Source organism: Hafnia sp. HMSC23F03, assembly GCF_001816025.1.
GTDB classification, from domain to species: Bacteria; Pseudomonadota; Gammaproteobacteria; order Enterobacterales; family Enterobacteriaceae; genus Hafnia; species Hafnia paralvei.
The window spans coordinates 179,810-204,457 of sequence record NZ_KV824233.1 but is presented as its reverse complement, the minus strand read 5'-3'; the positions used below and the strand labels follow the sequence as shown (position 1 = coordinate 204,457).

Annotated in this window: 22 protein-coding genes; 8 read left to right on the top strand and 14 right to left on the bottom strand. The window is 46.7% G+C overall.

The annotated features are described in order from the left end of the window. Positions 1–10: 10 nt before the first annotated feature. From potG to HMPREF3091_RS15805, 3 genes are all read right to left on the bottom strand, one after another. Positions 11–1,144, bottom strand: a complete 1,134-nt coding sequence (gene potG / locus HMPREF3091_RS15815; protein ID WP_070716963.1) for a putrescine ABC transporter ATP-binding subunit PotG — start codon at positions 1,142–1,144, stop codon at positions 11–13. Positions 1,145–1,297: 153 nt separating this feature from the next. After that, entirely contained in the window at positions 1,298–2,404 is a 1,107-nt protein-coding gene (potF, locus tag HMPREF3091_RS15810; RefSeq protein WP_004095893.1) for a spermidine/putrescine ABC transporter substrate-binding protein PotF, read from the bottom strand. 393 nt (positions 2,405–2,797) lie between these two features. Further along, positions 2,798–3,289 (bottom strand): type III secretion system chaperone family protein, encoded by a 492-nt coding sequence (locus HMPREF3091_RS15805; protein ID WP_004095896.1) that lies wholly within the window; start codon positions 3,287–3,289, stop codon positions 2,798–2,800. 37 nt (positions 3,290–3,326) lie between these two features. On the opposite strand from HMPREF3091_RS15805, the gene HMPREF3091_RS15800 reads away from it, so the two are divergent. Next, a complete protein-coding gene (locus HMPREF3091_RS15800; RefSeq protein WP_210403565.1) occupies positions 3,327–3,626 on the top strand; it encodes a DUF4250 domain-containing protein in 300 nt (99 codons plus the stop codon). On the opposite strand, the gene rimK is transcribed toward HMPREF3091_RS15800, so the two are convergent. Genes rimK through HMPREF3091_RS15785 form a run of 3 tightly spaced genes read right to left on the bottom strand, consistent with a single transcriptional unit; the run spans position 3,623 to position 5,549 of the window. Continuing rightward, positions 3,623–4,510 carry a 30S ribosomal protein S6--L-glutamate ligase gene (gene rimK / locus HMPREF3091_RS15795; protein WP_070716960.1) on the bottom strand — a complete coding sequence of 296 codons (888 nt, stop codon included), beginning with the start codon at positions 4,508–4,510 and terminating at the stop codon, positions 3,623–3,625. The genes HMPREF3091_RS15800 and rimK overlap by 4 nt on opposite strands. 27 nt (positions 4,511–4,537) lie before the next feature. Further along, on the bottom strand, positions 4,538–5,260 hold the full coding sequence (gene nfsA / locus HMPREF3091_RS15790; RefSeq protein WP_008812961.1) for an oxygen-insensitive NADPH nitroreductase: 723 nt from the start codon (positions 5,258–5,260) through the stop codon (positions 4,538–4,540). After that, positions 5,244–5,549 carry a DUF1418 family protein gene (locus HMPREF3091_RS15785; protein ID WP_004095904.1) on the bottom strand — a complete coding sequence of 102 codons (306 nt, stop codon included), beginning with the start codon at positions 5,547–5,549 and terminating at the stop codon, positions 5,244–5,246. Before HMPREF3091_RS15785 ends, nfsA begins: the two co-directional genes overlap by 17 nt. Positions 5,550–5,714: 165 nt before the next feature. Here HMPREF3091_RS15785 and HMPREF3091_RS15780 point away from each other — a divergent pair, with 165 nt between their 5' ends. After that, positions 5,715–5,978 (top strand): GrxA family glutaredoxin, encoded by a 264-nt coding sequence (locus HMPREF3091_RS15780; RefSeq protein WP_004095905.1) that lies wholly within the window; start codon positions 5,715–5,717, stop codon positions 5,976–5,978. A gap of 69 nt (positions 5,979–6,047) precedes the next feature. On the opposite strand, the gene ybjM is transcribed toward HMPREF3091_RS15780, so the two are convergent. Then, positions 6,048–6,446, bottom strand: a complete 399-nt coding sequence (gene ybjM / locus HMPREF3091_RS15775) for an inner membrane protein YbjM (RefSeq protein ID WP_004095906.1) — start codon at positions 6,444–6,446, stop codon at positions 6,048–6,050. A gap of 338 nt (positions 6,447–6,784) precedes the next feature. On the opposite strand from ybjM, the gene HMPREF3091_RS15770 reads away from it, so the two are divergent. Further along, entirely contained in the window at positions 6,785–8,473 is a 1,689-nt protein-coding gene (locus tag HMPREF3091_RS15770) for an aspartate:alanine antiporter (RefSeq protein WP_035504062.1), read from the top strand. 394 nt (positions 8,474–8,867) lie between these two features. Here the strand turns inward: HMPREF3091_RS15770 and HMPREF3091_RS15765 are convergent, their stop codons facing one another. After that, positions 8,868–9,308, bottom strand: coding sequence for a GNAT family N-acetyltransferase (locus tag HMPREF3091_RS15765; RefSeq protein ID WP_070716957.1), 441 nt, complete (start codon positions 9,306–9,308; stop codon positions 8,868–8,870). 856 nt (positions 9,309–10,164) lie between these two features. Here HMPREF3091_RS15765 and HMPREF3091_RS15755 point away from each other — a divergent pair. From HMPREF3091_RS15755 to HMPREF3091_RS15735, 5 genes are all read left to right on the top strand, one after another. Next, positions 10,165–11,409, top strand: coding sequence for an MFS transporter (locus HMPREF3091_RS15755; RefSeq protein ID WP_070716942.1), 1,245 nt, complete (start codon positions 10,165–10,167; stop codon positions 11,407–11,409). Positions 11,410–11,710: 301 nt separating this feature from the next. Then, the gene (gene ybjG, locus HMPREF3091_RS15750; protein WP_070716938.1) at positions 11,711–12,319 is read left to right on the top strand and encodes an undecaprenyl-diphosphate phosphatase; all 609 of its coding nucleotides are present in this window, start codon (positions 11,711–11,713) and stop codon (positions 12,317–12,319) included. A gap of 279 nt (positions 12,320–12,598) precedes the next feature. Continuing rightward, positions 12,599–13,363, top strand: coding sequence for a DNA-binding transcriptional repressor DeoR (gene deoR / locus HMPREF3091_RS15745; RefSeq protein ID WP_035504144.1), 765 nt, complete (start codon positions 12,599–12,601; stop codon positions 13,361–13,363). Between the two features lie 876 nt (positions 13,364–14,239). Continuing rightward, the gene (locus HMPREF3091_RS15740) at positions 14,240–15,529 is read left to right on the top strand and encodes an HAAAP family serine/threonine permease (protein ID WP_035504064.1); all 1,290 of its coding nucleotides are present in this window, start codon (positions 14,240–14,242) and stop codon (positions 15,527–15,529) included. Positions 15,530–15,696: 167 nt separating this feature from the next. After that, positions 15,697–17,064, top strand: a complete 1,368-nt coding sequence (locus HMPREF3091_RS15735) for an L-serine ammonia-lyase (protein WP_004095916.1) — start codon at positions 15,697–15,699, stop codon at positions 17,062–17,064. Between the two features lie 294 nt (positions 17,065–17,358). On the opposite strand, the gene HMPREF3091_RS15730 is transcribed toward HMPREF3091_RS15735, so the two are convergent. The 6 genes from HMPREF3091_RS15730 to HMPREF3091_RS15705 form a co-directional block, all read right to left on the bottom strand. After that, complete coding sequence (locus tag HMPREF3091_RS15730) at positions 17,359–17,844, bottom strand: hypothetical protein (protein ID WP_070716937.1); 486 nt, start codon at positions 17,842–17,844, stop codon at positions 17,359–17,361. A 283-nt stretch (positions 17,845–18,127) separates the two neighbouring features. Continuing rightward, positions 18,128–18,499, bottom strand: coding sequence for a pentapeptide repeat-containing protein (locus tag HMPREF3091_RS23085; RefSeq protein WP_168168192.1), 372 nt, complete (start codon positions 18,497–18,499; stop codon positions 18,128–18,130). Between the two features lie 652 nt (positions 18,500–19,151). Beyond that, complete coding sequence (locus tag HMPREF3091_RS15720) at positions 19,152–20,360, bottom strand: serine hydrolase (protein WP_070716932.1); 1,209 nt, start codon at positions 20,358–20,360, stop codon at positions 19,152–19,154. A gap of 365 nt (positions 20,361–20,725) precedes the next feature. After that, the gene (locus HMPREF3091_RS15715; protein ID WP_070716929.1) at positions 20,726–22,054 is read right to left on the bottom strand and encodes a c-type cytochrome; all 1,329 of its coding nucleotides are present in this window, start codon (positions 22,052–22,054) and stop codon (positions 20,726–20,728) included. A gap of 12 nt (positions 22,055–22,066) precedes the next feature. Beyond that, positions 22,067–23,851, bottom strand: a complete 1,785-nt coding sequence (locus HMPREF3091_RS15710) for a GMC family oxidoreductase (RefSeq protein WP_004095925.1) — start codon at positions 23,849–23,851, stop codon at positions 22,067–22,069. A 3-nt stretch (positions 23,852–23,854) separates the two neighbouring features. Continuing rightward, positions 23,855–24,592: a gluconate 2-dehydrogenase subunit 3 family protein gene (locus HMPREF3091_RS15705; RefSeq protein WP_070717188.1), complete on the bottom strand. Its 738-nt coding sequence runs from the start codon at positions 24,590–24,592 to the stop codon at positions 23,855–23,857. Positions 24,593–24,648 lie beyond the last annotated feature (56 nt).

Here is a 24,648-nt window from a genome sequence, read left to right as displayed (position 1 = left end):
CGCTATCTCCTCAGACCGTCAGAACAACGCAGCTATCAGCATCCCAACAGAGTTTGATTTCATCGCCCCACGTTGGCATTCCTTTACGGAATCGATGACCGTTTTGCAGTTGGGCACTGATCATCTGTCCGCTCAGTAATTTCACGTGATAAATCGACAAATCACCAAGATAAGCAATGTGCACAACCTCACCGGTCGCATAGTTACAGCCATCTTTTGGTGGTGTATCACAGAGTAAAATCTTCTCTGGGCGCAGCGCGATCTGCACAGGAACGCCCTCCACCACCGCAGCATCAAGATCCACTTTAAGCGGATGAGTCAAACCAGGGCTTTGAATAAGCAATGAATCTTCCAACGATTCTTTGAGAATGCCGTCAAAGACGTTGACTGAACCAATAAACTCCGCGCTATAGCGGCTATTCGGATGTTCATAAATTTCTTCAGGCTCACCGATTTGCACGAATTTACCACGATTCATAATGGCGATACGCCCCGCCATCGTCATGGCCTCTTCCTGATCGTGCGTCACCATCACGCAGGTAACGCCGACCCGTTCTAAAATATCGGCGACCTCAAGCTGCATGCGTTCGCGTAGCTTTTTATCTAATGCCCCCATCGGCTCATCTAGCAACAGCAGCTTCGGGCGCTTTGCCAGACTCCGCGCCAAAGCCACGCGCTGGCGCTGACCACCGGAAAGCTGATGCGGCTTGCGCTTGGCATATTCCTGCATATGCACCAGCGCTAACATCTCTTCAACGCGCTGACGGATTTCGTTACGACCCAAGCGATCCTGCTTTAAGCCAAACGCGATGTTTTGCTCCACGCTCATGTGTGGAAAAAGCGCATAAGACTGGAACATCATATTGATAGGTCGTTGATAAGGTGGGACATGGGCCAGATCTTGCCCATCCAGCACAATTTGCCCGCTAGTGGGCATTTCAAACCCCGCAAGCATACGCAGCAGAGTAGACTTGCCACATCCGGAAGCGCCTAACAGGGCAAAAATTTCGCCTTTATAGATAGTGAGGTTAACGTCATCAACGGCGAGCTGTCCGTCAAATGTTTTGCTGAGATTGCGAATTTCTAGCAGAGGCGCAAATGCTTTATGCACCTTCGGCGCCTGACGGGGGATGGTTTCATTCATTCGGGACGTCCTCACTCTCGCACCTGACACAGACCCGGCTGTATCGACACATACCGCTCAAAGAGCAGTTTAAAAGTACACAGGCAAAGAGGTTTTCTCTGCCTGTGTATTCAGCGTAGTCACACTTTTTATCTATGTAACTGTTTCGCTGTTTTATTTTCCGGTTTTCACTTTGGTCCAAGCACGGGTGATCACACGGTCAATTTTCGGCGACTGCACTTTCAGCGTGAACATCTTCGCTCTCACGTCTGGCGGAGGATAAATTCCCGGATTATCCCGCACTTCAGGATTCACCAACGGCGTTGCCGCTTTGTTGGCGTTGGCGTAATAGACATGATTACTGATATTAGCAATCACCTCAGGACGCATCAGGTAGTTGAGGAACTGATAGGCTTCAGTGGTATTTTTGGCATCAGCCGGCATCGCGAACACATCAAAGAACACTAACGCCCCTTCTTTCGGAATGCTGTAGGCAATATTCACGCCGTTTTTCGCTTCTTTAGCACGGTTGGCGGCCTGCATAACGTCACCGGACCAGCCCACCGCAACGCAAATATCACCGTTGGCTAAGTCGTTGATATATTGTGATGAATGGAAATAGCGAATATTCGGACGGAGTTTTAGCAGCAGATCGTTCGCCGCGCCGTTGTAGTCATTGGCATCAGAGCTGTTGGGATCTTTGCCAATGTAGTTAAGCACAGTGGCATAAATTTCAGCCGGAGCATCAAGGAAAGAGACACCACAGCTTTTCAATTTTTCCAAATTCTCAGGTTTCAGCACCAAGTCCCAGCTGTTAACCGGCGCATCTTTGCCTAATGCCGCTTTTACTTTTTCTACGTTATAACCAATACCGGTGGTCGCGAAGGTATAAGGGATTGCGTATTTATTATCGGGATCGTGTTTAGCAACCAGCTTAAGCAGTTCAGGATCGAGGTTTTTATAATTGCTCAGTTGGCTCTTATCCAAAGGCTTAAACACCCCAGCACCAATCTGGCGCTCGAGGAAACTCGCCGATGGCACAACCAGATCAAATCCGGTACTGCCGGCCATCAGTTTACCTTCGAGCACTTCGTTAGAATCGAAAACGTCGTAGACCACTTTAATGCCCGTCTCTTTGGTAAAGTTCGCCAAGGTGTCCGGTGCAATATAGTCAGACCAGTTATAAACATGCAGCGTCTTTTGATCGGCCGCCGTCGCCCCCGCCGCGATGAAAGCGCCAGCTATTGCCCCCGCTAACCACTTTTTATGCCCGTTAAACATTCGTCAATCCCTCCAAATAATGTAGAAACGGCGCGCACTAGCCCGCTTGCCAACAGTAATCACCAGATACTTCGTGCATATAAAATCAAATAAAGAGAATATTTTTTCACTGATAGTTTCAGGAATAACCTGAGGGAAATCTGAGCAATACACTGCAAATCAAGCATAACTGGTGATAGGCCATCCAGCCACCCAGTGAAGGAAAAAACGTCAATTATCGATTTTTTATGCAATTGTATCTATGTTGTGCGGCATTCTCGCGGTGAATGCCGTTGGATATAGGGGGGATTGATTGATTAGTAGAATATTTATGAGGTTTTTATATAAATATTAACGGCACCATTACGGTGCCGTTGAACCCAGTCAGCGCAGCAATTATCAAGCGCGTGACGATTAATGCAGGAGTGGCCCACTAGCAGCTTCGGGATCATAGTCGGCATCGCTTTCTTCACCTTCGCCGAGGAACAACATGCCATTCGCGCGTGTTTCCATCATGATCATCGACAGCTGCTCTTCGCCCTGTTGCATAAAGGCGGCAAACTGCTCTAGCGTAATACCTACGCTGCCGTTCAGAGATAGACAGGCAATCAGCTTAGGCAAATTGTCGTCCTGAATATCAATAAATACTTTAACCGCCAGAGTGCTGGCGTTCATCTGACTGAGATCGGCGACTAGCGGAATCAACGATGTTGGACGTATCTCAGCCAGAGCGCTAAACAAAATCGTCTTATCGATCATGTCAACTTTAGCGTCAAACACGCCATCAAAATTCTGCATATGCGGCAGATGTAGCGCTTGGCAGGAGTCACACTCAAAAAAGGTGATGCCCAGTTGATCCAGCCAGCGTCGTAAAAGATCCAGATCCGGGACGATTAGCGAATCCATAGTGGCCTACCTTACAAAAATGATAAAACAGGAGATAATGAACACAGAAATAGAAAAGGCGCATAGCTTACGGAAAAATACCTGTTTTATCTATGCTCAAAGACAATTAATTAGCCAATCGCTGTGGAAAGAGGAATACACCATGCCGCTCGCGCGTTATGCCACAATGGATCCACTGATGTTGATGAGTATCATCAATATGAAACTTCGCGACGAATGCCCTTCGCTTGACGATCTCGCCCGCCGTTACGATCTTTCCGTTGAGGTTTTACAGGAAAGACTGTCGCAGGCTGGCTATCAGTACCAACCTGCGACCAATCAATTTGTGCAGATTTAACTTTTCTTGCGTGCTATCGCACGCTCAATAAATTCGATCATCATGCCCGCGATGTCTTTTCCCGTGGTGGTTTCAATCCCTTCCAAGCCCGGAGAAGAATTAACCTCCATCACGAGCGGGCCACGATTGGAACGTAAGATATCCACGCCAGCAACGCAAAGCCCCAGCGTTGCGGCAGCTTTTAGCGCCACTTCCCGTTCCTGATCGCTGAGCGTCACTCGTTTCGCCGTTCCGCCTCGGTGTAGATTGGAACGAAACTCTCCCGGCTTGGCCTGACGTTCGATAGCCGCTACCACTCGTTTGCCTATCACTAAGCAGCGAATATCGGCACCGCGCGCTTCTTTAATGTATTCCTGTACCAGGATATGGGCATTCAGTCCGCGAAAAGCATCGATCACGCTTTCCGCCGCCTGACGTGTTTCAGCCAAAACCACGCCGATCCCTTGCGTACCTTCCACCAGTTTAACCACCAGCGGCGCGCCCCCCACCATCTCAATCAGGTCGCTGGTGTCATCAGGCCGATGCGCAAAACCCGTCACGGGAAGATCTATCCCCTGCTGAGCCAACAGCTGCAGCGAATGCAATTTGTCGCGCGCTTTGGCTATCGAAGCCGCGGTATTTAGCGGGAAACTACCTAACATTTCAAACTGGCGTAAAACAGCGGTACCGTAAAAGGTGATCGCCGAGCCAATGCGCGGGATCACCGCGTCATAGCGTTCTAACTTACGCCCTTTCTCATGCACACTCGGCGCTGCACAGTTGATATTCATGTAGCACGAAAGCGGATCAACGATGTCGATTTGATGACCACGACGCTGTGCCGCCTCTTTCAAACGCTTACAAGAATAGAGAGAGCCATCTCGGGAAAGTATGACGATCTTCACGGCCAACCTCTTCAGCCTAAGGATGAACTATCTCAGGATCCAGCCCTGCTTGTGCAAATATTCCAGCATGAACGGGCGACTTTCTTTTGCCAGAGTCCGCTTAATCTGATCGCTCCAGGTATCACAGCGCGCGTTGCTGCTACGGCTTTGATAATAAGCACTGATGTGCGCATCATATTGCGCCAGCAATTCGCGATCCAGCGGCTGATATTGGTTTTCATGCACCACCATCGCCTGTGGTAAACGCGGTTTTTGCGCTGGTTCAACTGCGGGATAGCCCAAACATAATCCCATCAGCGGTAATACGTTTCGCGGCAACTTTAATAACTGAGTGACCTCATCGATATTATTACGTAGGCCACCGATATAAACACCGCCGAGCCCCAGAGACTCCGCCGCCGTAAAGGCGTTTTGCGCCATGAGTGAGGTGTCTACCGTTCCCAATAACAGTTGCTCGGCCAGTCCCAATTCGGCCTGAGGGAAAATCTCTTGGTGACGATTAAAATCAGCGCAGAATACCCAAAACTCTGCAGCTTCTGCCACATGCTGTTGCCCACCGGTCAGCTCAACTAATTGCTCACGCAATGAAGAGTCAGTGATTCGAATAATGGTACTGCACTGCAAAAAACTTGAGCTGGACGTAGCTCGCGCTGCAGCAAAAATTGCCTCCCGCTCTGCGTCACCGATAGGCTGTGGTGTAAATGCACGAACAGACCGGTGTGAACACAGAAGATCAATGGTTGGCGTCATTTTTATGCTCCTCAGATTTTACTTCAGGTTTTGCCGCTGGCGTGTCCTGTTTTGGCGTTAAGCTAAACAGCGGTGTTTTGCTGTGAGTTAAGCTCCAGATCAGCGCTACGGCAGCCGGTATCATCAAAGCAACACCGGCAAAAATCATCATAACCGCAGCGAACGGTGTCGCTAGCGGATTGGGTAAATGAATATAATCGTGAATGCTCAGATAGGCTACCACCAGCAGCACCATTCCTATCGCTTCACAGACCAAAACGGGTTTAGGTAAATCCCCTAAAGCCTTCATCGGCTTCTCCCAGTACGCCCCATATAGGCAAAATTTATCAAAGTAACAGGCAAATCCTACTTTTTTTTAACTGCCGTAACAGGCATAGTAAACGCAGTTAAAGTGAGTCGGCGCTAAACATTATCAAGATTTAGTGAATAAGCTCAAATCAATCAAGGAGTTCTCATGTTTGCAGTAATTTTTGGGCGTCCGGGCTGCCCGTATTGTGTCCGTGCTAAAGAGTTGGCTGAAAAACTGACCGAAGAACGCGATGATTTCAACTTCCGTTATATTGATATCCATGCAGAAGGTATCACCAAAGCCGATCTGGAAAAAACCGTCGGTAAACCTGTTGAAACCGTTCCTCAGATCTTCATCGATCAAAAACACATTGGCGGCTGCACCGATTTTGAAGCCTACGCGAAAGAAAATCTGGCTCTGTTCCAGTAAAAATATTCTTCGTTCGATAAAAAGGGCATCCCATGGATGCCCTTTTGTTTTGTCTGTAACAACGAATGGTTAGCGGTAACGTTCTGCGCCCAACGAGCGTTTCTGTTTCTTTTGCCAAGCCAGTGTCAAAAACCAATATAAAAATGCACCAGAAACTGACCAGAAAAGCGCGCTGGTGCCATAGGCAAACATTTGTAGTCCGCTACGCAACTCAGTGCCATAACATAAATGGATCAGTGTAGAGATCAAAACGGCACATAACGTACCAAGAAAAGGATAAAAAATACGTCCGCTTGCGGAGAAACAACTGGCGACAAAACCAGGAATAACAAACAGCAACAGGTTAATCTCGCCTTTCATGACAATGTTAGGACCGTGAGCATTCGTCCAAGGTTTCAAAACGATAAAAAGGAGTACCACTAAAATAAATGAAACAATTGCGCCTAGCCAACGCCTATAAATAGCCATCAAAAATCCCTCTTTCCTTAGAAGCGATATTTAACACACCCACCGCTATCCGCACTTCTCATCAGCCTTGATGAAACAGATAACGAGCTGGGTCCAGCATTCCCTAGCGTGTTCAACGGTGTACAACCACAAGCGACGCATCTATTTTGTTCTGCCATTTATTGGCTGAACACCCAGATAACGTCTAATCTATCTGCCAATACCGGAGTGGTATCGGGATTTCAGCTATTGTTAGGGATACCCTAGATATAGATGAAATTTATTATTTTGTATGGTTGAATGTATCCCCAATAGTCAATCATATCAAGCGCAAGCTAGTTAACGATAAGTTATTCGCCGTGAACATTGATGTCGCAAGTTTGTTAACAGGAAATTACATCCTGCTGTTGTTCGTTGTCTTAGCGCTGGGGCTTTGCCTCGGTAAACTTCGTCTGGGTTCCGTACAACTCGGAAACTCGATAGGTGTTCTCGTTGTTTCGCTGCTGCTTGGGCAACAACACTTCGCCATCAATACTGAGGCGCTCAATCTCGGCTTTATGCTGTTTATTTTCTGCGTCGGCGTAGAAGCGGGACCTAACTTCTTTTCAATCTTTTTCCGCGATGGGAAAAACTATCTGATGCTGGCGCTGGTGATGGTTGGCAGCGCGCTAGTGATGGCATTAGGCTTTGGTAAACTTTTCCATTGGGATATCGGACTCACTGCCGGTATGTTGGCGGGCTCCATGACGTCGACCCCAGTGTTGGTCGGCGCGGGTGATACGCTGCGCCAAACCATGGCGAACAACCCTTCGCTGGCACATTTGCAAGATAACCTCAGTCTCGGCTATGCGCTCACCTATTTGATCGGTTTAGTCAGCCTCATTTTTGGTGCTCGTTATTTACCCAAACTCCAGCACCAAGACTTGCCAACGTCAGCGCAGCAAATCGCTCGCGAGCGCGGTTTAGATAATGAAGTTCAGCGAAAAGTTTTCCTGCCGGTGATCCGCGCATACCGCGTTGGTCCTGAGCTAGTGTCTTGGGCTGATGGCAAAAATCTGCGTGAATTGGGTATTTACCGCCAAACCGGTTGCTACATTGAACGTATTCGTCGTAACGGTATTCTTGCCACGCCAGACGGCGATGCCGTATTGCAAGTTGGCGACGAGATCTCACTGGTTGGCTACCCTGACGCCCATGCTCGTTTAGATCCTAGCTTCCGTAACGGTAAAGAAGTCTTCGACCGCGACCTGCTCGATATGCGCATCGTGACCGAAGAAATCGTGGTGAAAAACAACAATGCCGTAGGCAAGCGTCTGAGCCAAATTAAACTGACAGACCACGGTTGCTTCTTAAACCGCGTTATCCGCAGCCAAATCGAAATGCCTATCGACGACAACATCGTTTTGAACAAAGGCGATGTGCTGCAAGTCAGTGGTGATGCCCGTCGTGTGAAAAGCGTGGCAGAGCGTATCGGCTTTATTTCTATCCACAGTCAGGTCACCGATCTGCTGGCTTTCTGCGCTTTCTTTATTATCGGCCTCATGATTGGCCTTATCACCTTCAAGTTCAGCAACTTCTCGTTCGGTATTGGTAACGCTGCTGGGCTGCTATTCTCAGGCATTATGCTTGGCTTCCTTCGCGCCAACCACCCTACTTTCGGCTACATCCCACAGGGAGCGCTGAATATGGTGAAGGAATTCGGTTTGATGGTGTTTATGGCCGGTGTCGGCCTGAGCGCAGGCGCAGGGATGAACCACGGGCTGGGGCAAATCGGTGGCCAGATGTTACTTTCGGGCTTAGTCGTCAGCTTACTGCCGGTGGTGATTTGCTTCCTGTTTGGTGCCTATGTACTGCGTATGAACCGTGCGCTGCTGTTTGGCGCCATCATGGGGGCGAGAACCTGTGCTCCGGCCATGGAAATCATCAGCGATGCTTCACGCAGTAATATTCCTGCGCTGGGATATGCGGGCACCTACGCCATCGCTAACGTACTACTCACGCTGGCCGGTACACTGATTGTGATCATTTGGCCAGGACTCGGCGGATAAGAAAACCTTATAATTCAGGCAAAAAAGAAAAAATGTGATTTTTTTCACTTTGCCTGAAACTTTCTAGCCTCCGCAAAGTCTTAATTAGTGCCACTGCTTTTCTTTGATGTTCCCCATATTGAGGAGCCCGATAGTCCCGCCTACTTAGGTTCAAGACTATCGGGTTTTTTATTGCCTGAAATTTAAATACATACAAAACAATGAGTTACAGCCTACATTTAAGCAAAGTGGCAGCAAAGTGGCTGCAAAAAAACACACATCGCCAAAAACCGCCAACGCGGCTAACGTCGTTCGTTTAAGACATCGAGATACACGGGTCTACCACACCACGGAACTCCCCCCCTAAATCGGACTAAACTGAACGGCGTTAGCCAATGCGATAGCTGTCGTTACCTCAAAACCGGATCCCATACCGTACAAAATCATCGACTACCGCGAGCTTATCATAGAGCTTTCTGGCCGGATTCGTTGCTCTGGTTACCCAGTATACTTTTGCCCATCCTCTGCTTTTTCCTTCATCGCTGAGGGCTTCAATAAGGGCTTTACCAATGCCAAAACCACGCATTTTTTCTTCTACATAGAGATCTTCAAGATAACAAATCGGCTTTGTCACCCACGTTCCTTCATGCAGCACACACAAGGAAAAACCGACAATCTCTTTTTCTACTTCAGCCACATGACACAACAACTGTGAGTCGCCCGAAAGGATTCGTTGCCATGTTGACGACGTTATCTCATCATCGAGAACACAGCCTGCAAATTCGGTATACCCTTTCCAAAGCATTAGCCATGCATCACGATCTTCAGCCTTTGCCTCTCGAATCAAAATAACCATCTATTACTCCTCAATGTTCGACGAATCGATAGCCGTATGGGAAACGGCTTCTATTATATTTCAAGCTATATTTCTTACTCAGAAATAATACAAAGGCACCGAAATAAAAATAAACAGCACCTGCACTATGCACGCCCCAAAAACCATCCACCGGCTTAAAGATAATACATAGGCCTGAGAAACCTTTCGATTCCTTCTCAGGAGAAAAGCCCCCACAGCTAAAGGTGTGTAGGGAAGAAAGTTGACCGTTAGGAATAATGCAGTTAATAAGTTTATCGAATCATTAGCCAGATGAAAAATACCAATAAAAACAACAAGTAAAATCGTTAACTCTAAAAAAATAAATGAAGACAGCCTCATTCCATAAGGGGTCTTATCATTCTCCCATGCATCTTTAATAAAAACGGGAGAAACATATATTATCGGAGATAAAAATAAAAACCCCATAAACATTAAAATAACAAATATAGTGCACAATTAAATCCATTCCTTGGAAGCATTAATTTGTGGTTTGAGTATATTGACAAAAAGTAAAAATGTTAATACTCCATACGCGATGCTGGACATAATAATAAACGCTCCCCTCATTGCTGAAAACGTCCCTCGGTCTACAAACATTGTCTGCTCATCGTAAAAACGCTCCGCAACCGACTTAGTCACTCCTTAATGTTGGCTTAAGTTAAGCGCTATACCCTAGCCCTGTTCGTTCAGTCAAATCTGCGTTCGATACTGTGCGTTTAACATCGACGTGTTTGAATGAACTGTGAATTAGAGCCGTTCTCATGATGAGTCGGGTTGAAGCGACCTCTCTGCACAGAGAGTGCCTAAAGGACGTTCACTCATTATTGGTAATTCTATGAAGTCTAAAAATAAAATTGTCTCAGTTCCTCTGTACGCTAGCCCGCGTGACCTCGTCGCCACCCAGTCACTTTTCAGCGGTGCCTTTTATCTTGTGGTGCCTTTCCTCGTGCTGTTTATGCACGACTCTCTGCGGCTATCTGGAGAGATTATTGGACTCGTCGTCGGGCTGCGTTTTTTTGCACAACAGATGATGTATATAAAAAGTACCCAACTGGCGCATTCGATGGGTGGAAAGAATCTCTTACTGCTGGGTTGCTTTACGCAGGCCAGCGGCTTCTTGTGCCTAGCGTTAGCGAGTCAGCCTAATCTGCTGATCGCGGGGGCACTCCTAACCGGTATTGGCGGCGCCCTATTTGCACCGGCAAAAAATCTGCTGATGAATGAAGCAGGTCTAGGTGACCACAAACTAAAAACAGAGAAAGTGCAGCAGCTCAAGAATTCAGTGTCCATTGCAGGTGAATTAGGTTCTATCGTTGGGCCATTGTTGGGTCTTTGGTTAGTTGGACTTGGCTTTCACGTTCTTGCATGGGGAGGCGTTCTGATTTTCGTGGTAGCGATGATTTGGCTTGCGAAAAAATTACCGGCAAGTTTCTATTATCCCGCACTGCCTGATAAGAAAAGCACATGGCAAAGCGTGTTGCAGAACCGTCGTTTCTTACTGTTTGTATTGGCCTATAGCAGCTATCTGTTGAGCTACAGCCAGCTGTTTTTAGCGCTCCCCCTCACGATTCGGCATCTAGGCGGTGAGAGCGAATACATTGGCTTATTGTTTGCGTTTTCAGTGCTGATATCGTTGCTAATTCAGGTGGGTCTACGTAACTTCACCAGCAAAAAAGAGAGCCAAGCGATTGTCATGGGCTTTGCAACATTGTCTCTGGCTTTCCTCTATATGGCTTTTATCGCCATACGTCATCAGACAACGGGCTGGCATGGCTATCTGCCTCTGCTAATGTTTGTATTCTTTATCAATTGTGGGCAGTTCCTTATCGTTCCTGCCGCCAAACGCATTGTGACCTACTTTGCTGCTGGCAATGACACCGCACCTTATTATCAGGCATTAGCGCTCAGCGGGGGGATTGCCGTATTGGTGGGTAGCCCTATCGTCGGTGAATTGATGGAAGCGACCAGACATAGCCTGACGCTCGCAGGATTACCTTGGTTCTTTATGGCGTTATTCCCTGCGCTCAGCGCCCTTGCCATTGGTTTAATATTCCCGACCACACCGGCTAGAGCCTACTGATAACTTGAAATGATATATCGCGTTACCTCCTTAATGTTCCCTTAAGCTGCAATTGTTAAGGTGAGCCACATGGGGTAACGCGCAACTTTTTAATCTTAAATTCAAATATTCGCACTTATTGCAAACTTTAGGATTACTAGCCTTTACTCCCTCGACATCGACTTTTATTGTATGCGTCCTTTTGCCGTCACTTATGCGGATCAATGTGATCTTGCGGCTCGGCTTTGTAAGGCTCCGTTCGATGAAAGCCGTTTTTTATCGAGATTGCCTATTTCGGGTTTGTTAATAGAGTAAGACGTATATGGAACAGTTTAACCAAGCGTTCTTTCTGCTGGTGAACGCTACACCAAATTCCCCTGCTTGGCTCATCACGTTAGCTAAGTTTTTTGCCAACGATCTTATCGCCATTGTGCCTATTCTCATTGTTGGGTTCTGGCTATGGGGGCCACGCAAAGAGATGGCAGAAAACCGTACTCTTGCGACGAAAGCCACCTTCGCTCTCGTCTTTGCCCTATTAGCCTCACGCGTGATCGGCATGGCATTTCCCCACGCAAGGCCCTTTGTCGATGGATTTGGTCACCAGTTCATTCCACATGCACCAGATAATTCATTCCCAAGCGATCACGGCACCGGTATTTTCACTTTCGCGCTCGCTTTCCTATTCTGGTATCGCCGAATCTGGCTTGGCACACTATTAATCGTTTTGGGTTCAGGCATTGCGTGGTCACGTGTTTATCTTGGCGTGCATTGGCCGCTAGACATGGTCGGAGGGCTTCTCGTTGGCCTCATGAGCTGTGCTGTCACCCAGCTCTTGTGGGGTGTGATCGGACAAAGCATAGTGAATCGTCTATACCAAGTTTATCAATTTAGTTTTGCGCTCCCCATTCGTCGCGGTTGGGTGAGACAATAACCAAATGCATACCATGAGCCCGTTTTTACGGGCTTTTTTGTGTTTGCTGAACTACATTTGCACTACATTGACAACATTGCAGGTTTGCGCCTCGGCAGGCACAGAGGTAAGATAAAAAAACCTCGCGAAAGTTTGAATTCGTTGAAAGTAGTCGCATTTATCTCATCCAACGTGTTGTTGGAACTGTTGTACCTTACCCAAAATCTCATGGGAAAAGGCATCCCGATTATCTTTGACCGGATTATGCTTTCTGCTCCGGCCACTTTATTGAGAAAAATTATGGAAACCCGGCGTTACGATCGTATTAACCGCTTATCACAGGCGCTCAAACGAACAGATAAACTGCATCTTAAAGATGCCGCCGAGTTGCTCAATGTTTCCGAGATGACGGTTCGCCGCGATTTAGCCTCACAGAGCAGCGATGTAGTGTTGCTGGGCGGATATGTAGTGCTGGATCCCAAAATCCACCAAAGCGCTCGCTACTTTGTGACAGACCAGCAAGAAAAACGCGTTAAAGAGAAACGCCACATCGGCACCCTCGCGGCTCAGCTCGTCCAAGAAGATGACGTGGTGTTTTTTGACTGCGGTACAACGGTTCCATTCATTATCGATGCCTTGGATGAGTCACTGAGTTTCACGGGGGTCTGCTACTCACTGAATACCTTCATGGCGCTGCGCACCAAACCAAACTGCAAAGTGATCCTATGCGGTGGCTCATTTAACCCTGACAGCGCCATCTTTGTGCCAAACGGCATCAGCAGCGAGTTAGACAATCTTTGCCCAACGATTGCATTTATCTCCGCGGCAGGTATTACGCCAAAACAAGGCGCGACCTGTTTTAATCTGGACGAGATAGCACTTAAGCAAAAAGCCATTCAAAGAGCCCGTCGCTCAGTGCTGATCGCTGATGCCAGCAAGTTTGGCGAGATTAAGCCAGCATGGATTGCTCCCCTTTCCGAATTTTCCGTACTGGTCACCGATCAAGCCCCCCGCTCAGAGATTTGCCAGTTCCTGATCCTGAAAAACGTACAGTTATTATGCTAGCTTCTATTTTTTACGTAGTATTATTTTGATAATCTAATTTATGAACTACAGTTTCAATTTTAATTGAGCTGTAGTCATTTTGCCCTCGTTTAACGCTCAATTATTTACCATTCACAAATTCCTACCCTACCAATTCCTTTACTACCAGTGAGTTAATTAGTCATACTTAATTGCCAATTCTATTTATAATCGTGACTATTGATTATTAATCACTCTAGTTTAATAACCTATTTCATTATAATTCTCATGCTTGATGAGCATATTTTATGTTCAACATTGCGCTAAATTCGCACAACCATAAAATCATACAAAAACAGCTAGTTATGATATTACCCGCTCATAATTTACCTGTTTACTATAACCACTGTTATAACTTGTCATTTTTTGAAATTAAGTGAAATCGTGTTTTTTATTTCACATAAGAAACGAATTTTTACTATTTATCCTATGACTGTTAATCAGCATTGATTTCCTTGTTAAATTTGTGTGTTTATTTCAGTCAAAAAAAGAGAAAAAACGCCATAAAATCGAGTGAATATCGCATTTGAGAGGCGGATCACGGACGTTTTAACTGTAAAAATATATCTTTGCCGCCGAAAACCATTGCTGCACATTACGAATAAAAGATCGCGTTATGAACGGACTGTTTTTTGTTCGATTTTTCTTATTTTGGTCGAGCAGACAAAAGTGAGTTCCTATATAGTGCAGCGGCTTTAGGCTTTATTTAATGGTGTAAATCCATTTTTTAATAAACCAGGTTATAAACAACACACTAAGTATGTTGAATTGAATAAAGTTCTTTCGTGACAATTCACGCTAGAACGATGTCTTGTTTTGAAAAGAAACTGTTTTAAACGTGTTCACTTCGGAGACCCTATGGACACTACTCAGACTAGCACTGTGACTTCTACTTCTGGTTCCGCAACGGCCTGGCGCAAGTCAGATACCATGTGGATGCTGGGCCTATACGGCACAGCGATTGGCGCGGGCGTACTGTTCCTGCCAATCAACGCCGGTGTCGGTGGCTTAATCCCACTGATCATCATGGCTATTATCGCTTTCCCTATGACTTTCTTTGCGCACCGCGGTCTGACCCGTTTCGTGCTGTCTGGTAAAAATCCTGGTGAAGATATCACCGAAGTTGTAGAAGAGCATTTTGGCGTTGGCGCAGGTAAACTGATTACCCTGCTTTACTTCTTCGCAATCTACCCAATTCTGTTGGTTTACAGCGTTGCTATTACTAACACCGTTGACAGCTTCATTACTCACCAGTTGGGTATGACGGCTCCTCCACGTGCAATTCTGTCTCTGATCCTGATTCTGGGTCTGATGACAATTGTTCGTCTGGGCGAACAGTTCATCGTTAAAGCAATGAGCATCTTGGTATTCCCGTTTGTTGCGGTACTGATGCTGCTGGCTCTGTATCTGATCCCTAACTGGAACGGCGCTATCTTCGAAACGGCTGCAATGACTCAGTCTATGAACGGCAGCGGCCTGTGGATGACCCTGTGGCTGGTTATTCCAGTTATGGTGTTCTCTTTCAACCACTCACCCATCATCTCTGCGTTCGCGGTAGCAAAACGTGAAGAATATGGCGTAGACGCTGAAAAGAAATGCTCCAAAATTCTGGCTTTCGCGCACATCATGATGGTTCTGACCGTTATGTTCTTCGTGTTTAGCTGCGTATTGAGCCTGTCTCCAGCGGATCTGGCAGAAGCTAAAGCACAGAACATCTCTATTCTGTCTTACTTAGCGAACCACTTTAATACTCCGGTTATCGCATACATGGCGCCTGTTATTGCCTTTATCGCGATCACCAAATCCTTCCTGGGCCACTATCTGGGTGCTCGTGAAGGCTTCAACGGTATGGTGATTAAGTCTCTGCGTGGCAAAGGCAAAACCATCGAAACTAACAAGCTGAACAAAATTACTGCGCTGTTCATGCTGCTGACAACTTGGGCTGTTGCAACGCTGAACCCAAGCATTCTGGGCATGATTGAAACCCTGGGTGGTCCAGTTATCGCGATGATCCTGTTCCTGATGCCAATGTATGCCATCCATAAAGTACCTGCGATGCGTAAATACAGCGGCCACATCAGCAACGTATTCGTGGTTGTCATGGGTCTGATTGCAATCTCTGCAATCCTGTACACCCTGTTCGGTTAATCGCTGTAAGAGTTATGTTCTACCGGCCAGCGCACATTCTCTCGCGCTGGCCGTATCACTCCCCTTCTCTGGCAGCATCATTCTTTATATCCAAAGTAATTGGAATTGCAGCACGGCAGCAGCTTCAAGTACGAAGGATATAGCCCTGTTTCACGTACGGAGGCGACATGATTAGCGTATTTGATATTTATAAAATTGGCATTGGCCCATCCAGCTCCCATACCGTTGGCCCAATGAAAGCCGGTAAAGAATTCTCTGACGACCTGATTAAAAAAGGCATCTTGAACGATGTCACCCGCGTAGTTGTTGACGTTTACGGCTCACTTTCCCTGACCGGTAAAGGCCACCACACGGATTTGGCTATTATCATGGGATTAGCAGGCAACATGCCTGATAGCGTCGATATCGACATGATCCCAGGCTTTATCAAAGATGTAGAACAGCGTGGGCGTTTACTGTTGGCTAAAGGCCAACACGAAGTGGATTTCCCGCTGGAAACCAGCATGAATTTCCACCAAGACAATCTTTCCCTGCATGAAAATGGTATGCGCATTACTGCGCTGTCTGGGGATAGCGTTGTTCACAGCAAAACCTATTACTCTATCGGCGGCGGTTTCATCGTTGACGAAGAAAACTTCGGCAAGCAATCTGAAAATGAAGTTCAGGTACCTTATCCGTTCAAGAGCGCGGCTGATTTGCAAGAGCACTGCAAAGCCTCGGGCCTGTCTCTGTCTGGTTTGGTAATGCAAAACGAACTCGCCTTGCATAGCAAAGAAGAGATCGATGCACACTTCACGCGCGTTTGGGATGTTATGCGCAGCGGAATTGAGCGCGGCATGAATACTGAAGGCATTTTGCCTGGGCCACTGCGCGTTCCGCGCCGTGCTTCAGCACTGCGTCGCATGCTGGTCACCCATGACAAAATGAGCGTGGATCCAATGGCCGTTGTTGACTGGATCAACATGTACGCCTTTGCGGTAAACGAAGAGAACGCGGCCGGCGGGCGCGTCGTGACAGCTCCAACCAACGGCGCATGCGGAATTATTCCGGCGGTTCTGGCCTATTACGATAAATTTATTCGCGAAGTTAACACCAACTCCTACTCTCGCTACTTCTTGGCGTCTGGGGTTATCGGTGCACTTTACAAGATGAATGCGTCGATTTCTGGTGCAGAGGTGGGCTGTCAGGGTGAAGTTGGCGTAGCCTGTTCGATGGCCGCAGCAGGTCTTACTGAATTGATGGGCGGAAGCCCTGCGCAGGTATGCATGGCAGCAGAAATCGCTATGGAACATAACCTTGGTTTAACCTGCGACCCGGTTGCCGGACAGGTCCAAGTACCTTGCATCGAGCGTAACGCCATCGCTGCAGTGAAGGCGGTAAATGCCTCACGTATGGCAATGCGCCGTACCAGCGACCCACGCGTATGTCTGGATAAAGTCATTGAAACGATGTATGAAACTGGCAAAGACATGAACTCAAAATACCGCGAAACATCCCGCGGTGGCTTGGCGCTGAAAGTACTGACCTGCGGTTGATTCTATTTTTAAGGGGTGCTTAGTGACCGAGCTAAACCCCCGTCGATTCAGCCACAAAACCTCAAAGTGCGAGTTAACAATTGTTGCTCGCACTTTGAGTCTCAATATGTTGAATATTTCTATCCCAAACAGCCTCTCCCACCGCGACTCCCTCTTGTTTTCAGCCAGAGCATACTCAATAAGCAATCTCATCACAGGGTTTTCAAAACCAATAAAATAGGTAAGTAAACTCTTTTTATCGGTTAAGTTAGTCGCACATAGGGGATGGAGGAGTAATACAGCGCCCCTATTTCCCTACAAATATGTGTCCCAAAAATCCACGCACGCTTTACTTGCATAAAAGCATTTCAAAATCTCTGATTCGTAAGACATAAATTGAGCCAGCATCAACAATTGGGCATCAGAAAATCTAAGTATAAAATTTAAAAAGTCATCATGGCTTCGAAAATCAGGACATAAATATGCTTGAACGAAATCGGATTCAAAAACAAAAAATTCATCTTTATTATGCAAAGAAGCATAAATATATAGAGGTATATAATAAAAAAACTCATCCTCCGATAGAAATGAAACACCCAGTTCCAGAGCATAAGAGTCATTTTTCAATTTCAAACTAGCTGCAATATCATCCCATGTTCTCCCCGAGAAAAAATCATGCACAAGTTCTGGATCACAGAATCCCTTCATATTCTCTGAAAGAACCGGAATAGGTTGTGTTGGAAAACTCCTTATCAACTCATCATATATTTCATTTTTATTTAAGTAATTGATGTTTTTCATTTGATAAATTCACTATGACATCCATATCTGTCACATTAGTTTCCGTAGCTAACAAGTCTAAAGTATTTAATCTGGAAAGAGAGTTGATATCCTTAGAGTCATAAGCGTCGTTTGTAGGAAAGCAGAATGACCTCTTTTATTGGAGTAATTATCATAAGTATGAAAATCACCTACCATGAGAAAAACAAACTAACCTATACGCCAAAATAAATCGAATATAACCTTAAGCCACTTTTTTAACTTGTCTTTAAGACTACCCTTTTTGACCCGAATAGAATATAAATCAAACACCATCAGGTAACCCATTGCTATGTTCAACCTTACAGCCAAACCATATAGTTTCTGTAAAACTACATAATTGATTAAAATTATCCTGGGTGAATTCACAATTGACAAAATCACAATTGATAAACCGGCAAGAGATGAAACTAACACCGCTAAATTTACAATCACAAAAACGAACATCTACAAATAAACAGTTATTAAATAGCACCCAATACAGGTCGCAGAACTCTATCGCACAAGATAAAAATGTATTATCAAACTCTCCGCCATCAAGAGAAATGTTTTTTAAATCGCAGTACCTCAGCACATCTCCACTGCTTATCTCCTGAACATCATCGTCATGGCCGTATGTTTTATATTCTATGATCATATTATAGGTTATCCCCATCCACTCATCTTTGATATAAACATTCCTCAACTTTATCACTAAAATTTTTAGCCAACCTGATATAATTACGCACATCACTAGCCATTAATGGGTCTGGATCAAGATACGTTATCTTTATCAATTTAATTAGCTCTCCTCACTTTTATTATTTCTCAAACACCAATGAAATGCGCCATTATTATCATGTTCACAACCATCTTCATCCACTCACAAGGAAAGTGCATCATCTTGATGAATTGCTTTTACTCATTTTAGTCATATTAATTATTTCTCATAATTTAAAACTCATCCAGCACATGAATTATGCAGCCGGATTCAGGCGAGATCATTTCATTCACTCATATATAAAATACATGCTACCGCCACACCATGAAGAGAGTCATCTCTTCTGCACTGAGCTTTATTTTTCTGTTGATGATAAAACAAGAAATAAAATACCACGATGAGAGGAAACTCTGTAGTTATTGCAGAAGTGAAAAGTTTGATTTGCTGAATTATAAGAAGTTTTATTTTTACAACTCAGAGGAATGAGAATAATTAATTAGGTTATCCTGCCATGTAGTTTACTTACATCATCAGGATTTATAATAAGGAATCAGCGTGCAGGACGCACGCTGATTATTGACACTATGACTTAACCAAACCACGAGCCGAATATCTGATGAATTTTCATCATCACGAAATCGATTATCCGGCCAAAGAATCCCGCCTCTTTGACCTCATTTAACACCACCAGCGGACGCTGTTCGATAGTTTTACCGTTCAGTTGGAAATCGATAGTTCCCACCACCTGCCCTTTAGCTAGAGGAGCCTCAAGCTGTGGCTGATTGAGCGTAAAGCTAGCTTTCAGATTTTTTAACTGCCCTCGCGGAATAGTGACAGCGGCGTTTTTATTCACGCCCAGCTCGACCTCACTCTTATCCCCGAACCAGACTTTTTCGGTGGTAAATGCCTGACCCACTTTGATTGGCGTTACGGTTTCATAAAAACGGAAACCCCAAGTCAGCAATTTTTTGCTTTCTTCGAAGCGAATACGATCCGTCGGAGCACCCAACACGACGGAAATTAAGCGCATTGGCCCATCGGTTGCCGAAGAAACCAGATTATGCCCCGCGCCAGACGTGTAACCGGTTTTAATACCATCCACGTTTAGGCTACTATCCCAGAGCAAGCGGTTACGATTGACCTGACGAATCTTATTGAAGGTAAACTCTTTCTCTTTATGTAGGGCATATTCATCAGGCACATCGGCAATCAGGCGTTGGCTGATCAGCGCCATATCGCGTGCCGAGCTGTACTGTCCCTCCGAGTCCAAACCATGCACGGTTTTAAACGACGTATTTTTCAGCCCCCAAGCCTCAACGTATTTATTCATCAGGCTCACAAAAGCGTCCTGACTTCCAGCAACGTAATCAGCTAATGCAATACTCGCGTCGTTACCCGACTGAATAACCACACCTTTATTTAACTCAGAGACTGGCACGCGATCGCCCGGCTTGAGGAACATCAGCGACGAGCCACGTAAGATTGGATTCCCCGTTGCCCAAGCATCTTTTCCCACCACCACCATATCGTTCGGCGTGATTTTTCCTGCTTTGATTGACTGGCCAATCACATAACTGGCCATGATTTTCGTCAGACTAGCGGGATCCAAACGCTCATCGGCGTTAGCTTCAGTCAGGATTTTCCCGCTATCGTAATCCATCAGCACATAGGCTTTGGCGTTGATTTGTGGGGCCGCTGGTGCAGCCTCATCGGCATAGGTCATCGGGATCGCCATTAGCGTCAGGCCTGCCCCGAGAGTGATTTTTTTGATTAACGTAGTGAGTGCGATTTTCTTCATGATGATGCCAGCGTATCCATTCAGATAAACAAAAATTAATCTTTACCTTCGCAAAGCTTATTCAAGCCCTGCTTGGAACCATAACGGCTTTAACTTAAAGAATAAACCCCCGATTATTAGTCCTTTAAATATAATCCAACCTTACAGACTCGCTAATCAATTTTTTTGCTTAATCGTTGTGCTGCTCATGGTTGATTTGTCATCAATTCGCGATGCGATACCGTTTTCTTGGATGCTCAGGAGAGAATAAACGCATTGGCCATTGCCGCTAGATGCCGCATCAACAGACGAAGGGGTAATGCCTTGTATGGATTTGTCCTATCTACAACCGATAAAAAACCCCGGACTTGCCGGGGTCGTTTATGCTAGTGCTGGCTAGCCGTCAATTTTTCAATGTCAGGGCTACCAAGCAGTTTAGGGTCAGGGATAATATCTTTATCCTCACGCACCTTGGCCACATCTTTAGCCGTAATTTCTGGAGCCTTGTTACCCCAGCTGGTACGGATAAAGTTGACCACGTCTGCGACCTGCTGATCGTTTAAGCGCCAGCCAAACGCAGGCATGGTGATAGACGATGGAGCCCCCTGCACACCCGGTAACGTATTACCCGTGAGTACCACGTGGATCAGCGAAGTGGCGTCATCCGTCATCACGACCGAATTACCCCGTAATTCTGGGAAGAATCGGGTATAGCCGCTGCCGTCAGTGCGGTGACACGCAGCACAGTTATCCACATACAATGCGGCGCCCGTTTTACTGTCATCACCTTTCCACAGCGCATTAGCGACGGTTTTGTCCTCTTTAAACGGCTTTTGATCCTTATCATTCGCTGGAAGCGATTTCAGATAACGCGCAATCGCCGTGGCATCTTCCGGAGTTAAGTATTGCAAGCTGTGCTCAATCACATCGGTCATACCGCCAAACACCGCAGTACGATCGTTGCGCCCCGTGCGCAAGAACTCAGTAAGATCCTGCTCGCTCCAACTCCCTAGGCCGTCTTTATAATCGCCTCGCAGATTCGTGGCAATCCAGCCGTCAATCGGTGCACTGCCTGATAGATAGACTTCGCCTTCACCGTTATTTAATGCCTTTTCCTGCATTGTGATGCTGCGCGGTGTATGGCAGGCACCGCAGTGCCCTAAGCCTTCAACCAAATAGCGCCCCCGCGCCAATACGGGATCTTCACCCTGTGCTGGGGTGAAATCCTGTACATCAGGGGCAAACATACCGCGCCAGATAGACAGCGGCCAACGCATCGACAGAGGCCAAGGAATATCACTGTCTTTGTTTGCCTGAGCGACAGGTTTTACCCCTTGCATGAAGTAAGCATAGAGCGCACGCATATCCGGCTCAGTCACCACGGCATAAGAAGGATATGGCATCGCGGGGTAAAGTGTATCGCCGTTCTTCGCAACGCCGTGGCGCACCGCTTTATCAAAATCCTCAAAGGAGTATTCACCGATACCGTGCTTTTTATCCGGAGTAATATTGGTGCTGTAGATGGTGCCAATCGGCGTAGCCATTGGCAGCCCCCCGGCAAAAGGCATTCCCCCCTTGCTGGTATGACATGCCACACAGTCACCGGCTCGCGCCAGATATTCACCACGTTTGATCAAATCGACACCGCTGGTTTCTTGCGCAGCGGCGCTAAGACTCACCGCACTAAACACCAGAGCTGAGATAAGTTTTTTCATTTTCTGGTTTCCTTATGCCTGCACCAACGGTCCTGGATTTTTCAAATACTGTTCGCGAATTGCACGAGCAGACCAGTAAGTCAGTGCCGCTAAGGTACCTGTTGGGTTATAGCCCAAACCTTGCGGGAATGCAGATGCTCCCGGTACAAACACGTTTGGCACATCCCAACTTTGTAAATAGCGGTTAATCGCGCTGGTTTTAGGGTCTTCCCCCATAATCGCGCCGCCGTTCATATGCGTGGTCTGATAGACCGTCGTATCGAAATGCGTTCCTTCAGATTTTGGCGAACCGCTGATTACAGTGGGGTTCATGGCTTCCGCAATCTTGTGCATCCGGCCATGCATGAACTGCGACATTTTGATGTCATTTTCTTGCCAGTCAAACGTCATACGCAGCAGCGGCTGACCATAAACATCTTTATAGTTCGGGTCGAGATCCAGATAGTTGGCACGATAAGACTGATGTGCGCCATGTGCATCCATAGAGACATGGTGCGAATAGACATCAGCCACTTCCGCTTTCCATTTGCTGCCCCACGTGGGTGTACCCGGACGCGTTGGCAAACCTGAAATGGGTTTGGTTCCCGCCTGATTCACCCAGAATGGAGATCCCCCGACAAAGCCGTATTTCGCATGGTCAAAGTTATCAGCGTTAAAATCATCGACACCCACGCCAGCGCCACCCGCCCCAATAAACGTATTGGTGAAGATATCTTTATTAAAGAAAGCCTTGATAGTCGAAATGTTTTGGTAAGCGAAGTTACGCCCCACAACACCTTCATTAGTAATAGGGTTATAAGGTTTACCAATCCCAGATAACAACATCAGATGCACATTATGGAACTGGAATGCAGCCAGAATCACCAAATCGGCAGGCTGTTCAACCTGACGCCCCTGCGCATCCACATAAGTTACGCCAGTGGCGCGTTTTTTATCATCAGTCAGATTAACGCGCAGCACATGTGAGTTGGTACGCAGCTCAAACTTAGGTTCTTGGCGCAGCGCTGGCCATACGTTAACGTTCGGAGAGGCTTTGGAGTACATATAGCACGCATAACCGCTACAGAATCCACAGAAATTACATGGCCCCATCTGCGCGCCATAGGTATTGGTATATGGACCGGAGGTGTTTGCCGATGGCAAATCATAAGGATGATAGCCCACAGATTCAGCTGCCTGAGCAAACATCTGCGCGGAGAAAGTGCGCTTCTGCGCAGGCAGTGGGAAGTTATCTGAGCGATCCGGCGCAAACGGATTGCCCCCCTTACCCTGTCCAACAACTTTACCTTTTACGCTCCACGGTGTACCCGAAGTGCCAAATACTTTTTCAGCCTTATCAAAATAGGGCTCAAGCTCTTCATAAGTCACGCCGAAATCCTGAATAGTCATGCCTTCAGGAATAAAGTTTTTACCGTAACGCTCTTCATAATGGCTGCGCATGCGCAATTCCATTGGGTCGATACGAAAATGTACACCCGACCAATGTAATCCTGCACCACCGGTTCCCGTACCGGGTAAAAATGCAGCAAGCTGACGGTAGGGTAATGCGGTTTGCGAAGCATTATGGCGGATGGTTACGGTGCTTTTCGACAGGTCTTGGAACAGTTTACGACGGATGTTATAGGTCAATTCATCGATAACCTGCGGATAAGCGCCGTCAGGATAGGTGTCACGATGCGGACCTCTTTCCAATACCACCACGTTTAAGCCCGCTTCGGTTAGCTCCTTCGCCATGATAGAACCGGCCCAGCCAAACCCAACCACGACCGCATCGACTTTCTTCATTGTATTCGCCATGACTTATCCCCTTTCTCCGCGAATAGATACCGGAGGGAACGGATAACGTTCACCGCGCTCTACCCAGTCCATAAAATCGGCTCGTGCGCCGGGGAAGTTAATTAACGTCCAGCCCACCATTCCTTGATTGCCACCGTGAATAGGGTCGCTAAAGAAGCCTTCACGCGTGTTTTGCAGTAAGAAAGAGAAAAAGACCTTAGACGGAACCTGAGTGAATTCAGCCTTACCGCCTTCCATCTGGCTTAAGAGATCGTCTTGCTTATCTTGCGGCAGATCAGCAAAAACTTTGCCTCCCTGCTTTTTGGCATAATCATTCGCTTCAGCCACGCCTAAACGATAAATTTGCTGTGGGGTTAGCGGTAGCTGATAGCCAAAATCGTGCTCAGCGTCTGGATTAAATGGCCCTTGCATATACCACTGGGAACCTGTGGCATACGGCGTGTTCATCTGGCGATCGATGAACTCAGGAACACCAGCTTCCAAAGCCCCAGGGCCGCGATCGTCATTGGGAATCAAACGTGCGACGGCGGCTTTGACAAAGGCATATTCTTCAGGGGTGAAAAAGGTAGGATTGTAATCACGCGCCGTGTGTTTTTCTGGCGCTTTAGGTTCTGCCGCTTGAACGATGGCCGGAGCGGCAAGAGAGCCGATTCCCGTTCCGCCAATAGCCACTGCGGGTACTAATGTTATTGTTTTTAGTAGGAAATCTCTTCTTGAGCTTCCTGAGGTTTCTTTTGCCATGACATTGCCCACTTACAAAATGTTATCAGTTATTTAACACCATTTCCTTGATGAAT